The organism is Candidatus Poriferisodalis sp. (assembly GCF_965221945.1).
In the GTDB taxonomy this organism is placed as follows: domain Bacteria; phylum Actinomycetota; class Acidimicrobiia; order Acidimicrobiales; family Poriferisodalaceae; genus Poriferisodalis.
Window position 1 is genome coordinate 3,230,869 of the sequence record NZ_OZ244925.1, and the last position, 14,948, is coordinate 3,245,816.

The following is a 14,948-nucleotide window of genomic DNA, read 5'->3' on the forward strand; positions in this document are numbered from 1 at the left end:
CCGACTCAGGCCGCGAAGCGGATGTACTGCTCGCGGCCCGGGCCGACGCAGACGTACCGGATCGGCAAGCCGAGGTGGCGTTCGAGGAAAACGATGTAGTCCACGGCCTGCCGGGGCAGCTGCCACCGCTCAGTCACCTTGTCGAGCGGTGTCTTCCAGCCAGGCAGCGTTGCATAGACCGGTTCAGCACGGTCGCACAGCGACCGCAGGTGCGGCAGGTAGTCGTAGCGGCGACCGTCTACTTCGTAGGCCACGCACACCTTGATCGTGTCGATCTCGTCGAGCACGTCGAGCTTGGTGAGCGCGATCTCGGTGCAGGCGTTGAGCCGCACTGCTTGACGACCCATGACGGCGTCGAACCAGCCGCAACGGCGGCGCCGACCGGTGTTGGTGCCGAACTCGGCACCACGCTCGACCAATTCGTCGCCGATCTCATCGTGCAGTTCGGTCACGAACGGTCCCGAGCCGACCCGGGTGGTGTACGCCTTTGCGATGCCGATGACCTGGTCGATGGCGCCAGGACCGATGCCCGAGCCGACCAGCGCGAATCCCGCCACCGGGTTCGAGGACGTGACGAAGGGGTAGGTGCCGTGGTCGAGGTCCAAGAACGTGGCCTGGGCGCCCTCGAACAGCACGCGCTCACCCGCATGCAGCGCCTCGTGCAGCCAGCCCACGGTGTCGCCCACCAGCGGCGTAAGTCGGGGCGCCACCTCGGTGATGAGCTGATCGGCCAGCTCATCGGGATCGACGCCCTGATGGTCGAACACCCGCTGCAAGTAGGAGTTGCGATCGGCGAGCACGCTGAGCAGTCGCTCGCGTAGTGCCTTCGGCTCGAGCAGATCCTCGACGCGCAATCCGACCCGTGCCGCCTTGTCGGCGTACGCAGGCCCGATGCCGCGCTTGGTGGTGCCGAGTTTGGCGTCGCCGCGCTGGGCTTCGGCGAGTTCGTCGGCGATCTGGTGGTACGGCAGCACGAGGTGCGCAGCGGGGCTCAGCATGAGCCGGCCGCAGTCGACGCCTCGGCGCTGCAGCATGTCGATCTCGTCGATCAGCACCCACGGGTTGACGACCACGCCGTTGCCGATGATCGGCGTCACATGGTCGTACAGCACCCCGCTGGGAATGAGCTGCAGGGCGAAGGTCTCGCCGTCGACGACGATCGTGTGCCCGGCGTTGTGGCCGCCCTGGTAGCGAACGACGTGCTGGCATTCCTTGGCGACGATGTCGACGATGCGGCCCTTGCCCTCATCGCCCCACTGCGTTCCTACGACGATCGAGCCAGGCACTGCTTACCTCGCCAGGGTGTCCGAAAGCCCGGTCGCCGTTGCGGGCGCAAGTCGGCGAGTCGCCACCAAGCCAGTCACTGAGCCAGCCTACGAGCGCGCACCCGTCGTCAGCCGGTTCTTGCTGTCGATAGGGTCCTTCAGGAGGCTTGTAACAGCGGCAGTGCGTCTTCGGGGGCCTCCGAAGCGGCGGCGGCCGCCTGCCCAACCGTCCTCAGGCCAAATGAGCCCTCGACGTTGTCGACGACAACCGTGTCGCCGCCGGCCAACGTGCCGTCGAGCAGGCCAGCCGCGAGCGGGTCGGTCAACTCGCGCTGGATCAGCCGTCGAAGCGGTCGGGCGCCGTAGGCGGGGTCGTACCCACGGCCCGACAGCAGCTCGGCCGCGGCTTTCGTCACTTGCAACGTGATCTCGCGATCGGCGAGGCGAGTGCGCAGGATCTCCAGTTGCAGTTCGGCAATGGCAGCCACATCGCGGCGGCTGAGCGCATCGAATCGCAGAATCTCGTCGACGCGATTGATGAACTCCGGGGCGAAGAACTCGGCGGGGTCGACTGCCAGGTTCGAGGTCATGATGAGCACCACGTTGGAGAAGTCCACGGTGCGGCCTTGACCGTCGGTGAGCCGCCCATCGTCGAGCACCTGCAGCAGCACGCCGAACACATCGGCATGCGCTTTCTCGATTTCATCGAGCAGGACCACCGAATAGGGGCGGCGCCGTACCGCCTCGGTCAGCTGGCCGCCGTCGTCATGGCCGATGTAGCCGGGCGGCGCGCCGATCAGTCGGCTCACAGAGTGCCGTTCGAGGTACTCGGACATGTCGATACGGATCATCGCACGCTCGTCGTCGAACAGTGCCTCGGCCAGCGCTCGCGCCAGCTCGGTCTTCCCGACGCCGGTCGGGCCCAGGAACAGGAAACTGCCGATGGGCCGATCCGGTTCGCTCAGCCCGGCGCGGCTGCGGCGGATGGCGTTCGAGACTGCGGCGACTGCATGGCGCTGGCCCACGACCCGGCCGGCGAGCGTGGATTCGAGGTGAGTCAGCCTGTGCGCCTCGCCTTCGAGCAGCCGGCTGGTGGCGACGCCGGTCCAGCGCGAGACGACCTCGGCAATGTCGCTCGCGTCCACTTCTTCGCGCAGGATTCGCTTTTCGGCCTGCAGCCGTGCGAGCTCGTCGGCGGCCTCGTCGAGCCGGCGATTCACTTCGGGCAGCTGACCGAAACGGATCTCCGCCGCCCGTTCGAGGTTGGTTTCGCGATCCACCTGGGCAGCGAGCGACTCCGCCTCGGATTTCAGCGCGCGGATCTCGCCGATGGCTTCCTTTTCTGCCTGCCAGTGCGCCTTGAGCGCAGCCACCCGCTCGCGCTCAGATGCCAGCTCCTCCGCAATGTCGTTTCTGCGCTGGTTGTCGCGGCGCCGGGCGCCGCCGGGCTGGTCCGACTTCTCATCGCCGCTCAACGCCAGCTCTTCGATTTCCAGCTGACGGATGCGCCGCTCGCACACGTCGATTTCGAGCGGCACCGAGTCGATCTCGATGCGCAAGCGGCTGGCGGCCTCGTCCATGAGGTCGATTGCCTTGTCGGGAAGGAAACGCTCCCGCAGGTATCGATCCGACAGGGCGACCGCCGCTACCAGCGCTGCATCGGTGATGCGCACACCGTGGTACACCTCGTAGCGCTCCTTCAGCCCACGCAGGATCGCCACTGCGTCGGTCACCGACGGTTCGCCCACGTAGACGGGCGCGAAGCGCCGCTCAAGTGCCGCGTCATCCTCAATGTGCTGGCGGTACTCGTCGAGCGTCGTCGCGCCGACAAGACGCAGCTGGCCGCGCGCCAGCATGGGCTTTGCCATGTTGGCGGCGTCGAGCGAGCTGTCGCCGCCGGCGCCGGCGCCCACCAGCGTGTGCACTTCGTCGAGGAACGTGATGATCTCACCGTCGGATTCGACGATCTCGTTGAGCACGGCTTCGAGCCGTTCCTCGAACTCGCCGCGGTACTTGGCCCCCGCCACTATGGCGGCCAGATCGAGGGCCACGACCCGCTTGTCTCGCAAACCCTCGGGCACGTCGCCTTCGGCGATGCGACGGGCCAAACCCTCCACGATGGCCGTCTTGCCGACGCCCGACTCGCCGATGAGCACTGGGTTGTTCTTGGTGCGCCTCGACAGCACCCCGATGACCCGGCGGATCTCGTCGTCGCGACCGATGACCGGATCGAGCTTGTCGTCGCGAGCATCTGCGGTGAGGTCGCGCCCGAACCGCTCGAGCGCGGCATAGGAATTCTCGGGAGTCGGCGACGTCATCCGCGTGCTGCCGCGCAACTCGCCGACCAGGTTCGCCAGCACGTCACGATCTGCTTCGAGATCGTCAGCGAGCGCCAGCAACAGGTGCTCGGTGGACAGGTAGTCGTCGCCCATCTGGGCGCGTTCCGCGTCGGCTGCCTGCAGCGTCTCAGTCAGCTCGCGGGCAAGTCCGGGCGGCGACTGCGGCTGCGTGCTGAAGCTGCGCGGCAGACGCCCGAGCGCCTCGGTCGCACGGGCACGCACGGCGACCGGCTCGATGCCGGCGCGGGTGAGCAACGGGAGCACCAGGCCTTTGGGTTGAGAGACCAGAGCTGCCATCAGGTGTGCGCTCGTGACCTCCGGGTGGCCCTGGCTCTGTGCGCTAGCAACTGCGCCAGCCAGTGCCTCCTGGCACTTGTGCGTCAGCGGGCTGGACGGCAGAGGGCGGTTACGAGGATCTGCGTCGTGATTCATGAGTCCTAGACTAGCAGATTAATTGATATTAATCCACTCAACTTTGTTGACTCGGCAAGTGATACATCGGGGAAAGCTCCGGTGCAGCCTCAGGTGGATGCGGCCGGCCCCGGACCGGGTCGCCGGATGAGATCGGTCGGCGGCAGCGGCACCAGGTCACGCCGGTAATGGCGGTGTGTCTCGGCCACGAGGGCCGCTGTCTCGGCTTGAGCTTCGGCCAGCCGGCGTTCCAGCAACGCCACACGCTCCTCCAGCTCCAGCACTCGCTTGACACCAGCCAGGTTGAGACCCTCGCTGGTGAGCTGGCTGATGCGGTCGAGCATGGCGATATCGCGGTCGCTGTAGCGGCGGCTGCCGCCCGAGGTGCGCGCCGGCGCCAGCAGACCCTTTCGTTCGTAGATCCGCAGCGTCTGAGCATGCACCCCGGCGAGCTCGGCCGCTACCGAGATGACGTACAGCGCCCGGTTGCGTTCCGATGCCGATGGCTTGCGGCTTGGTTGGTTGGGGCGGGGTTGGTTGCTCATGGCAGCTTTCCTTGAGGCCTGAGTCCTACGGCGTGACTCCTGCGGTATCGGAGTTCGTGTCGGTCGTCCCAGCAGCGTTGCTGTCGCCGCTGGCGACGTGACTGTTGGAGCGGTTGGCTGACGGCTCGCCATCTGCGAGCGTGGCCGGTGCCGGATCCGCATTGCGCTGACGCCGGCCCGAGGCTCCCTCAAAGTCGGTGACGTCGCGCAGCGCCTCGACGGCAGCCTGCTCGGCGCCAGACAGCTTCGTCGGCACGGCGATCTCGACGCTCACCAGCAGATCGCCGGTGCCACGGCGCGTCTTGACGCCGCGGCCGCGCACCCGGAAGGTCTTTCCCGACGGTGTCCCCGGCGGGATGCGCAACGTGACCGAGTCTCCGCTGAAATCCAGCACTCGCACGTCCGCGCCGAACACTGCTTCTGGAAAAGTTATCGGCACGCTGACGGTCAAGTTGCGACCGTCCCGGTCGAAATCGGCATCGGGCGCGACGTCGACGATCACGAAGAGATCGCCATTCGGTCCGCCGCCTGAACCCGGCGACCCATTGCCGGCCAGCCGGATCCTGTCGCCATCGTCGACGCCGGCAGGGATGCGTACCTTCACCTTGCGCATGCCGCCCGACGACGAGTCCGGCACGGCGACCTCGGTGATCGCGCCTTCGACTGCGTCGCGGAACGAGACGCCAACGCGCGTCTCAAGATCCTGTCCCCGCATCGGCATCGGTCCGCCGCGGCCCGTTCGCCCGCGGCCGTCGCCGAACAGGTGGCCGAAGATGCCGCCCAGGTCGCCCAAGTCCTCGATTCGGATGCTGAAGCCGCCGGGCCCCGATGCGAAGCCGCCCATCTGGGGACCGAACCCTGCGGGACCCATGCGACGGGCCTCGTCGTAGGCGGCCCGCTTCGAGGAGTCCCCGATGACGTCGTACGCCGCGGAGATCTGCTTGAAGCGCTCTTCGTCGCCATCGCTCGAATCAGGGTGGTGCTTGCGTGCGAGCTTCCGGTAGGCCTTGGTGATGTCCTTATCCGACGCATCAGGCGAAACTCCCAAGAGCGCGTAGTAGTCGGTCTCGAACCACTCGCGTCGTGGGTCCATCGTCGTTCCCTACGCCGTGCGCACCTTGACCATGGCGGCACGCAGCACGCGACCGTCGAAACGGAACCCGCTGCGCAACTCCTCGGTCACTACCTGGTAGTGGTCGTTGCGATCGTCGGATGCGGTCGGATCCGCACCATCGGGCCCCGCTGTCTCGCCGGATGTCTCGCCATTGCCGGAGCCGTCCTCGTCGGGATCAGGATCTGGGTCGGGTGCCACCTCGATGGTCACGGCCTCATGCTGGGTGGGATCGAACGGCTCCCCGACTGCATCGATGCGTTCGAGACCTGCCTTGCCCAAAGCCACCATGAGCGCCTGACCCACGGCTGCCACTTCGCTGTGGCCCTGCGCGGTGGCCGCGGCGCACCCGTCGAGCACTGGCAGCAGCGATTCGACCAGACGACTGACTCCAGCAGACACCTGTTGGCGTCGCTCTGCTTCGACCCGTCGTCGGAAGTTCTGGAACTCCGCTCGCTGGCGTTGCAGCTGATCCAGATAGTCGTTGCGCTCAGCCGTCGCGGCCTCGAGCTGGGCAGCCAAATCGGGGGCCTCCGCATCGATGCGCGCGGGCTCATCGGCAACGTCATCGTTCGGCATCTCGTGCTCGCTGCCGTCAAGATGCGGCGCGGGCTCATCGGCGGCCGGAACCGGCTGGGACGTTGAGGGGCTCACTTCTCCTCGTCAACGATCTCCGCGTCAACGACATCGTCGTCGGATCCGGCACCGTCAGCGCCCCCAGAGGCGGTCGCGGCCGCCGCCTCGTACAGCTTCTGGCTGAAGGCGCCGCTGGCGGCAGCAAGCGTCTCGGTTGCCGACCGGATCGCGTCGAGGTCGTCGCTCTCCAGCACCTCGTTGGCAGCCGCCAGAGCGGACTCCACTGGTTCTTTGTCCTGCGCAGCAATGCTGTCACCTTGCTCATCGAGCAGCTTGCGGGTCTGGTACACGAGCGTGTCCGCGTTGTTGCGCACCTCGGCCTCTTCACGTCGGCGAGCGTCCTCGGCGGCATGCGCTTCGGCGTCGGACACCATCCGCTCAATCTCGTCGGGCGACATGGCCGACTGCCCAGTGATGGTGATCGACTGCTCCTTGCTGGTTGCGCTGTCCTTCGCAGAGACGTGGACAATGCCGTTCGCATCAATGTCGAATGCCACCTCGATCTGCGGCACGCCCCGCGGTGCCGGCGGCAGGCCCACCAGCTGGAACTTGCCCAGCGTCTTGTTGCCCGCGGCCATCTCCCGCTCGCCCTGCAACACGTGGATCTCCACCGACGGCTGGCCGTCTTCGGCGGTGGTGAACATCTCCGACCGGCGCGTGGGGATTGTGGTGTTGCGCTCGATGAGCCGCGTCATCACACCGCCCTTGGTCTCGATGCCGAGGCTCAGCGGCGTGACGTCGAGCAGCAGAACGTCAGTGACCTCGCCCTTCAGCACCCCGGCCTGGATCGCTGCGCCAACCGAGACCACCTCGTCGGGGTTCACGCCCTTGTGGGGCTCGCGGCCAGTGAGCTCAGTCACCAGCTTCTGCACGGCAGGCATGCGCGTGGAGCCGCCCACCAGGATCACGTGGTCGATGTCGGTCTTTGCGAGGCCTGCGTCGGTGATGGCCTGCTCGAACGGCGACCGGCAGCGCTTCAGCAGGTCGAAGGTCAGCTCTTCGAACTTGGCTCGGGTCAGCTCGTAATCGAGATGGAGCGGACCGCTGTCGGTTGCAGTGATGAACGGCAGGTTGATCTGGGTGGTCTGCTTGGACGACAAGTCCTTCTTGGCCTGCTCGGCCGCCTCCCGCAGCCGCTGGCATGCCATGGCATCGGTGCTCAGGTCGACTCCGTGATCGCCCTTGAACGACGCCACCAGCCACGCCACCACCGCAGTGTCCCAGTCGTCGCCGCCGAGGTGGGTGTCGCCCGCGGTGGACTTCACCTCGAAGACGCCGTCGCCGATCTCCAGCACTGAGACGTCGAAGGTGCCGCCCCCGAGGTCGAACACCAGGATCGTCTGGTCGTCGGTCTCCTTGTCGAGGCCGTACGCCAGCGCGGCAGCCGTGGGCTCGTTGATGATGCGCAGTACGTAGAGCCCGGCGATCTTGCCGGCCTCGGTGGTGGCGGTCCGCTGCGCGTCGTCGAAGTACGCCGGTACGGTGATCACCGCCTCGGTCACGGTGTCGCCGAGGTATTGCTCGGCGTCGAGCTTCAGCTTCTGCAGTACGCGCGCCGAGATCTCTTGCGGCGTGTAGTTCTTGTCATCGATGTTCTTGCCCCAGGTGGTGCCCATGTGCCGCTTGACCGAGGCAACGGTCCGGTCGGGGTTCGTGACCGCCTGCCGCTTGGCGACCTCGCCGGTCAATACCTCGCCGTTGCGGGCAAAGGCCACAACGGATGGCGTCGTGCGATCACCCTCGGCGTTGGCGATGACGGCAGGCTCGCCGCCCTCCATCGCAGCCACCACCGAGTTCGTGGTTCCCAGGTCGATTCCGACAGCCTTGGGCATCGTTGTGCCTTTCGTAATGAGTCATCCCAGCGCCGGTTCGGGCCGGAATATCGATAAGTTGACTACGGCAAGCATATAACTTGAGTGTACCATTAGCAACTTCCTTAAGTGACGCTTTGGACCTGGGGCTCCCGAAGGCTGCCGAGGAGCGTCGCGTCAGGGCATTTCCCTGGACACGGCTGCGGGCTACCGTGCACGCCCATGGCATCGGCACCCGGCGAACCCGTCGATCAGCACGCCTCACGCGGACCGGGCGCCCTCACGCACACGCTCGTGCTCGTGCGCCACGGCCAGAGCGCTTGGAACCTCGAGAACCGCTTTACCGGCTGGTGGGATGTCGGTTTGACCGACGAAGGCCAGGCCGAGGCTTGCGCCGCCGGTGCCGCGCTCGCGTCAGCTGGCATCGAGCCCGACGTCGTCCACACATCGCTCTTGCGGCGCGCCATCCAGACCGCCAATACGACGCTCGACGTGATGGGCCGAGGCTGGCTGCCGGTACGTCGTCATTGGCGCCTGAATGAGCGGCACTACGGAGCGCTCACGGGGCTGAACAAGTCAGAGATGGCGACTCGGCATGGCGCCGACCAAGTCCATCTCTGGCGCCGCAGTTACGACGTGCCTCCCCCGCCGATGCCCGCCGGCCATGAATTCGATGTCGCCGGCGACCCGCGCTACGCAGGCTTGGCTGCGGGCGACGTGCCGCGCACCGAGTGCCTCGCCGACGTCGTGAAGCGGTTGCTGCCCTACTGGTACGACGGCATCGCCCCCGACCTGCAGTCGGGACACACCGTGCTCGTGGCCGCCCATGGCAACAGCCTGCGGGCTCTGGTCAAGCACCTCGACGGGATCGGCGACGCCGAGATCGCCGAACTCAACATCCCAACCGGGGTTCCTCTGGTGTACGAACTCGGCGCCGACCTCAAGGTCACGACAGTGTGCTCGGTCGAAGACCGCTACCTGCGCTAAGCGGCAACGTCCCCAGTTATCACCGCTAGAGGGCGTCGATGCCCCGTTCACCGGTGCGAATGCGCACGACCCCGTTCACCGAGGTGACCCACACTTTGCCGTCGCCGATGCGCTCGGTACGGGTGGATTCCACGATGGCATCCACGACCCGCTCCGCCAGTTCGGTGGCAACAAGCACCTCGATCCGAACTTTCGGAATGAAGTCGACGTGGTACTCGGTGCCCCGATAGGTCTCGGTGTGCCCGCCCTGACGGCCGAAACCCCGTACTTCTGATGCCGTAAGTCCTGTGATGTCGAGATCCCGAAGTGCCTCGAGCACCATCTCCAGACGGTGCGGCTTGATGACTGCCGTCACCATTGCGACCGACGCCTCAACCATTGGCCCTCCCGACTGCGCCCTTCGGTTGGGCCGTCTACCCCAAGGGTCGCACGCCGCGTGCCCGATTGCACGCAACCTGTTCAACAGCCCGCATGCGCAAGCAATCCCCAACGTCAGACCCGATACCAACCAGAATCGTGGCGAGGCTTTCCTTTGAACTTGGGACGCAAGCGCTAACCTCTGGCGCGTCGTGGGGGCCGGGCGAGTGCTACGGTCCGGCGCTTGCAGGGCCTAAGGGTCCTGGCGCAATCGGCCACTCTGGCAAGGAGCGGGATATGTCTGTGGCGAATCGTGTGGAGAGTCTGCGTGAGATCGATCTGTTCTCCGACTGCAGCAAGAAGGAACTCCAGCACATCGCACGTGCCGCCGAGCAGGTCGACTACACCGCCGGCGACAACATTGTCGAGGAGGGCAGCGGCGGTGCCGCTGCCAGCTATGCCTACGTAATCGTGCACGGCACCGCTGTGGTTCGCCGCAACGGTCGGAAGGTTGCCGAGATTGGCGAAGGCGAGACCATCGGAGAGATGGCGCTGTTCGACGACGGTCCGCGCACTGCATCGGTAGTGGCTGCCACCGACATGGAGACGATCATGCTGTCGCGCCGAGCGCTGAAGGGCATCATCGACAGCGCCCCGTCGGTTGCGCACAAGCTGCTGTCGGAGCTCGCTGCCCGCCTGCGCAAGGCAAACCGCAAACTCTACGGCTGAGCCGCCCCAGTATTCACAGCGTTCTTGCGGCCTCGTGAGTTCTTCGACGCCGCAGGCGTCTATGGCTCCCGGTACCCGCGGGGACGTCAACTAGCTTCGCCAGTGTGAGCAAGCCACCCCTCCGGCCGCACCAGCTCGTGCTGGGCATCGGCATCGCATTCGCTGCGATCACCGCTGCCTCGGGCATTGCGGCGGCAACCCTTGGATTCCACGAAGACACCGACGCCGCGCATCGCGAGGTGTTCGGCAACGTGCCGGGCGGGGTCAAGTTCGCGTTCTACGTCTTGACGTGTGTGCTGATCATCTACGGGGCGTGGAACTTCGCGCAGCGCACGCGGAACTGGCAGCGCGGCGCACCCGACCGTCGCTCCACCACGGTGGCCAACGCCCGCCGTCGACTGCATGACTACCGCGGCGGCGTGCTCATGCAGACGCTGCTGCGCGACCCGGCGGCAGGCGTCATGCACGCGCTGCTCTACTACGGCTTCCTCGTGCTGCTGGCCGTCACCACCACGCTCGAGATCAATCACCAGCTGCCCACGGCGGCCAAGTTCCTCGTCGGCCCCACGTACCAAGGATTCAGCTTCGTCGGCGATCTGGCCGGGCTGATCTTCTTGGTGGGCGCGGTGTGGGCGATCGTTCGCCGGTACGCGGCTCGGCCGTATCGCATCCGGATCAAGTCCCGGCCCGAGCACATGGTCATTCTGATTGTGCTCGCTGGGCTGGGCGCAACCGGGTTCGTGGCCGAGGCCATGCGGATCGTCCTCGACGGCCGGCCCGCCTACGAGCAGTGGTCGTTCATCGGCTACCCGCTGTCGGCGGCATTCGAGAGCATCGGCCCCATCGCCGGGTGGCACCAAGCTCTGTGGATCGCCCACGTGGGCTGCTTCATGGCGTTCCTGGCGATGCTGCCCATCACCATGCTGCGACACATGTTCACGTCGCCGCTCAACATGTACCTGCGCGACCGCGAGCGGCCCAAGGGCGCCATGCGCATGGTCCCCGACCTCATGGAGGCCGAAGACATCGAGACCATCGGTGTGTCGGTGATCAACGAGTTCACGTGGAAGCAGCTGCTCGACACCGACGCGTGCACCATGTGCGGCCGATGCACCGCCGTCTGTCCGGCTCACGCCACGGGCAAGCCGCTCGATCCCCGCGAGATCGTGCTCAAGACCGGCGAGATCATGGCGGCAACTGGCTCTCACGGCACGGTGACGCCGCCCATCGGCACCGATGCCGAGATCACGGTGTCAGCCGATTCGATGTTCGAGCGGATCACCCATGACGAACTCTGGGCGTGCACGACGTGTCGGGCGTGCGACGAGGCCTGCCCGGTGAATATCGAGATCCTGGACAAGATCCTCGACATGCGGCGCTACCTCACGCTGATGGAAAGCGACTTCCCCGCCGAGCTGGGCAGCGCGTTCCGCGGCATGGAGAACAACGCCAATCCGTGGAACCTGAACAATGGCGGGCGGGCTGACTGGGCCGATGGGCTCGACGTCGAGGTGGTCAATCCCGACGACGCGTTCGACCACGAATACCTGTACTGGGTCGGCTGCGCAGGATCATTCGACGACAAGAACCGTCGCGTTTCGGTGGCCACGGCGAAGCTGCTGAATCGCGCCGGGGTCGACTTCGCCATCCTGGGGCCGGGCGAGAACTGCACTGGCGACAGCGCCCGGCGGTCCGGCAACGAGTATCTCTTCCAGATGCTCGCATCGGAGAACATCGCTGCGCTCAACGGCATGGGCGTCCGCAAGATCATCACGCAGTGCCCGCACTGCTTCAACACCCTGCGAAACGAGTACCCGCAATACGGCGGCAGCTGGGAGGTCATCCACCACGCGCAATTCCTGGAGCAGCTCGTCGCCGACGGCCGCTTGGACCTCTCAGGTGCGCGGCTGGACGAGCGGATCGTCTACCACGACTCGTGCTACCTGGGCCGCCACAACGACATCTATCTGGCACCCCGCAATGTCATCGGCAGCCTGAGCGGCGTCGAGATCGTGGAAGCACCCCGCAACGGCACCAACGGCATGTGCTGCGGTGCGGGCGGCGCTCGCATGTGGATGGAGGAGACCATCGGCACCAAGGTGAACGACGAGCGCTCGCGCGAACTGCTCGACACCGGCGCCGATCGCATCGCGACGGCGTGCCCGTTCTGCTTCATCATGATCGACGACGGAGTGAAGGGTCACGGGGTCGAAGACGACCAGGTCAAGGTCGCCGACATCTCCATCCACCTCATCGACGCCCTCGAAGCCGGCGAGGGCTGAGCCCCGCGGCGTCCGCCAACGCTTACAACAGGCGACGAGAGTGGAAGTTCTCGTGGTAACGGCTGGGGGTCGGGCCGCGTTGGCCCCGGTACTTGGACCCCAGCAGCTCGGCGCCGTATGGGTGCTCGGCCGGTGTGGTCATCTCCATGAAGCTGATCTGGCAGATCTTCATGCTGGGGTACAGCGTGATCGGAAGGTTGGCCACGTTTGACAATTCGAGGGTCAGGTAGCCGTCCCAGCCAGGATCGACGAATCCCGCTGTGGTGTGAATGAGCAGGCCGAGACGCCCGAGTGACGACTTGCCTTCGATGCGCCCGACGAGGTCGTCTGGCACCGCCACCCGCTCGAGGGTGGAGCCCAGCGCGAACTCGCCGGGATGGAGGATGAACGCGTCACCCGCGGCGACTTCGACCTCCTCGGTCAGGTCCGTCTGGTCCTCGATGACGTCGATGACCCGGCGAGTGTGGTTGCGGAAGACCCGGAAGCTGGCATCCAGCCGCAGGTCCACCGATGAGGGCTGCACTGCTGCATCGCCCAGCGGTTCAATGACGATGCGGCCGGTCTTCAAGGCTTCACGGATGCTCCGGTCCGACAGGATCACCGCAGTCCCCCTCTGCCGCACGCTCCCGGCGCCACTCCTGCGGTGGGCCGACGGGCGACGCTAGCGCCGCCGAGCCCTTCAGGACGCCCGTCAAGATGCCCGTACTGAATAGGCTCTTGCGTCGGTCCGCGGGTGTAGTTCAATGGCAGAACTTCAGCTTCCCAAGCTGATAATGGGGGTTCGATTCCCCTCACCCGCTCACTCACCCCCACAGGAGGGTCGCGAGCCCCCAGATGGCCGCGACGAGTCCCACGAGCGCGAGCGGCACGGCGCGTCGCGCGGGCGCTCGTACCAGCTCTCCTCCTTCGCCGGCACGCCGCGGCCGCGCCATGGCTGCCACGTTGCCGACGAACAGCGCGCCACCCAACGCCAAGACCAGGTACGGGATGAGATCTTCGCCAAGAAACACGGTGTTCAGTTCTCGTGGGCCATGTCGGCAAAGAGCGTGTACTGCGGCATGAACGCCAACCGCGCCGTGCCCGTCGGTCCGTTGCGGTGCTTCGCAACGATGATCTCGGCCATGCCTCGCTCAGCGGTTTCTTCGTTGTAGACCTCGTCGCGGTAGATGAACATCACGATGTCGGCGTCCTGCTCGATCGAGCCTGATTCGCGCAGGTCAGACAGCATCGGCCGCTTGTCGCCGCGGGATTCCAGGTTGCGGCTCAGCTGCGAGAGCGCCACGATCGGCGTCTCGAGCTCTCGGGCCAGGATCTTCAAGCCGCGTGAGATCTCTGCAATCTCCACTTGGCGGTTCTCGGCGTTCGCTCGGCCGCTCATGAGTTGCAGGTAGTCGACCACGATGAGTCCCAAGCCGCCCAGGCGGCTGCGCAGCCGGCGGGCCTTGGCACGGATCTCGGTGACGGTCACGTTCGGGTTGTCGTCGATCCACATCTGCGCGTCGCCCAAGCGGCCCACGCTGCGCGTGATGCGGTTCCACTCCTCGGCGCGCAGCTGGCCCGTACGCACGCGGGTGGCATCGACGCGGGCATCGGAGGCCAACAGCCGGCCCGTCAGCTCGGCATGGTTCATCTCCAGCGAGAACAGCAGCACTGGCTCCTGCAGTTCGAGAGCCACGCTGGAAGCCATCGTCAGTGCGAACGCTGTCTTGCCCATCGAGGGCCGGCCGCCCACGACCACCAATGACGACGGCTGGATGCCAGCCAGAATGCGGTCCAGCGAGTTGAAACCGGTCGCCAGGCCGGAGAATGCATCGCCCCGTTCGTACAGTTCCTCCAGCCGATCCAGGCTCTCGTCCAACAAGTCGTGCAACGACTGGGTGGAGTCGATGATGCGGCGCTCGGCCACGCTGAACACCAAGGATTCCGCTTGATCGATGGCCGCGGCTGTGTCACCGGGCCGGCTGTAGGCCAATTCGGAAATTTCCGATGAGACAGCGATCAGGCGCCGTAGAAGTGCTGTGTCCTCCACGATGCGCGCGTAACGGTCGACGTGGGTCAGCGTCGGCGTTGCCGCTTCGAGTGTCAGCAGGCGCTCGGGGCCGCCGGCGGCGGCGAGGTTGCCGGTGCGTTCGAGCTGATCGGCGACGGTCAGGCAGTCGACAGGCTCGGAGGTGACATAGAGCGCCTCGATCGCCTCGAAGACGAGACCGTTCGCCGGCACGTAGAAATGGTCGGCACCGAGGCGCTCGACCGCAGCGCCGATGGCATCGCTCGAGAGCAGCATCGCGCCGAGCACGGACTCCTCAGCATCGACGTTCTGCGGCGGGACCCGCCCGCCCGGTCGGCGCGCGACATCGATCTGCAGCTCGGTGAGACTCATTGCCAGTGACTCTCTCGCGCACTGCCTGGGGACCGACAGTCCCACTTCCGGTGGAAATCTCGGCCCCAAGGTGTGGACAAACAGCCGCTTGTCCA

Annotated in this window: 13 protein-coding genes and 1 tRNA gene; 4 read left to right on the forward strand and 10 right to left on the reverse strand. The window is 66.2% G+C overall.

The genetic code is table 11. The features are described 5' to 3' along the window. Positions 1-5 precede the first annotated feature (5 nt). The 6 genes from ACOQPH_RS15220 to dnaK form a co-directional block, all read right to left on the reverse strand. Positions 6-1,286 (reverse strand): adenylosuccinate synthase, encoded by a 1,281-nt coding sequence (locus tag ACOQPH_RS15220; RefSeq protein ID WP_420622186.1) that lies wholly within the window; start codon positions 1,284-1,286, stop codon positions 6-8. Between the two features lie 137 nt (positions 1,287-1,423). Then, positions 1,424-4,003, reverse strand: coding sequence for an ATP-dependent Clp protease ATP-binding subunit (locus ACOQPH_RS15225; protein ID WP_420624365.1), 2,580 nt, complete (start codon positions 4,001-4,003; stop codon positions 1,424-1,426). A 122-nt stretch (positions 4,004-4,125) separates the two neighbouring features. Further along, a complete protein-coding gene (locus ACOQPH_RS15230; RefSeq protein ID WP_420622187.1) occupies positions 4,126-4,560 on the reverse strand; it encodes a heat shock protein transcriptional repressor HspR in 435 nt (144 codons plus the stop codon). Between the two features lie 25 nt (positions 4,561-4,585). Beyond that, the gene (locus ACOQPH_RS15235; protein WP_420622188.1) at positions 4,586-5,653 is read right to left on the reverse strand and encodes a DnaJ C-terminal domain-containing protein; all 1,068 of its coding nucleotides are present in this window, start codon (positions 5,651-5,653) and stop codon (positions 4,586-4,588) included. Positions 5,654-5,662: 9 nt separating this feature from the next. Continuing rightward, the gene (locus ACOQPH_RS15240) at positions 5,663-6,325 is read right to left on the reverse strand and encodes a nucleotide exchange factor GrpE (protein ID WP_420622189.1); all 663 of its coding nucleotides are present in this window, start codon (positions 6,323-6,325) and stop codon (positions 5,663-5,665) included. Further along, positions 6,322-8,139: a molecular chaperone DnaK gene (dnaK, locus tag ACOQPH_RS15245; protein WP_420622190.1), complete on the reverse strand. Its 1,818-nt coding sequence runs from the start codon at positions 8,137-8,139 to the stop codon at positions 6,322-6,324. Before dnaK ends, ACOQPH_RS15240 begins: the two co-directional genes overlap by 4 nt. A 201-nt stretch (positions 8,140-8,340) precedes the next feature. Between dnaK and gpmA the strand changes: the two genes are divergently transcribed. Further along, complete coding sequence (gene gpmA / locus ACOQPH_RS15250; protein ID WP_420622191.1) at positions 8,341-9,105, forward strand: 2,3-diphosphoglycerate-dependent phosphoglycerate mutase; 765 nt, start codon at positions 8,341-8,343, stop codon at positions 9,103-9,105. A gap of 25 nt (positions 9,106-9,130) precedes the next feature. Here the strand turns inward: gpmA and ACOQPH_RS15255 are convergent, their stop codons facing one another. Beyond that, a complete protein-coding gene (locus ACOQPH_RS15255; RefSeq protein ID WP_420622192.1) occupies positions 9,131-9,484 on the reverse strand; it encodes a P-II family nitrogen regulator in 354 nt (117 codons plus the stop codon). Positions 9,485-9,759: 275 nt separating this feature from the next. Between ACOQPH_RS15255 and ACOQPH_RS15260 the strand changes: the two genes are divergently transcribed. Together ACOQPH_RS15260 and ACOQPH_RS15265 are read left to right on the forward strand one after the other, a co-directional pair. After that, complete coding sequence (locus tag ACOQPH_RS15260; RefSeq protein WP_420622193.1) at positions 9,760-10,191, forward strand: Crp/Fnr family transcriptional regulator; 432 nt, start codon at positions 9,760-9,762, stop codon at positions 10,189-10,191. Positions 10,192-10,295: 104 nt separating this feature from the next. After that, positions 10,296-12,473, forward strand: a complete 2,178-nt coding sequence (locus ACOQPH_RS15265; RefSeq protein WP_420622194.1) for a heterodisulfide reductase-related iron-sulfur binding cluster — start codon at positions 10,296-10,298, stop codon at positions 12,471-12,473. A 22-nt stretch (positions 12,474-12,495) separates the two neighbouring features. Here the strand turns inward: ACOQPH_RS15265 and dcd are convergent, their stop codons facing one another. Continuing rightward, positions 12,496-13,074, reverse strand: a complete 579-nt coding sequence (gene dcd / locus ACOQPH_RS15270) for a dCTP deaminase (protein ID WP_420622195.1) — start codon at positions 13,072-13,074, stop codon at positions 12,496-12,498. Between the two features lie 128 nt (positions 13,075-13,202). Between dcd and ACOQPH_RS15275 the strand changes: the two genes are divergently transcribed. Continuing rightward, a tRNA-Gly gene (locus ACOQPH_RS15275) sits at positions 13,203-13,273 on the forward strand. 3 nt (positions 13,274-13,276) lie between these two features. On the opposite strand, the gene ACOQPH_RS15280 is transcribed toward ACOQPH_RS15275, so the two are convergent. Both ACOQPH_RS15280 and dnaB read right to left on the reverse strand, forming a co-directional pair. Continuing rightward, on the reverse strand, positions 13,277-13,483 hold the full coding sequence (locus ACOQPH_RS15280; protein WP_420622196.1) for a hypothetical protein: 207 nt from the start codon (positions 13,481-13,483) through the stop codon (positions 13,277-13,279). Positions 13,484-13,488: 5 nt separating this feature from the next. After that, entirely contained in the window at positions 13,489-14,853 is a 1,365-nt protein-coding gene (gene dnaB, locus ACOQPH_RS15285) for a replicative DNA helicase (protein WP_420622197.1), read from the reverse strand. Positions 14,854-14,948 lie beyond the last annotated feature (95 nt).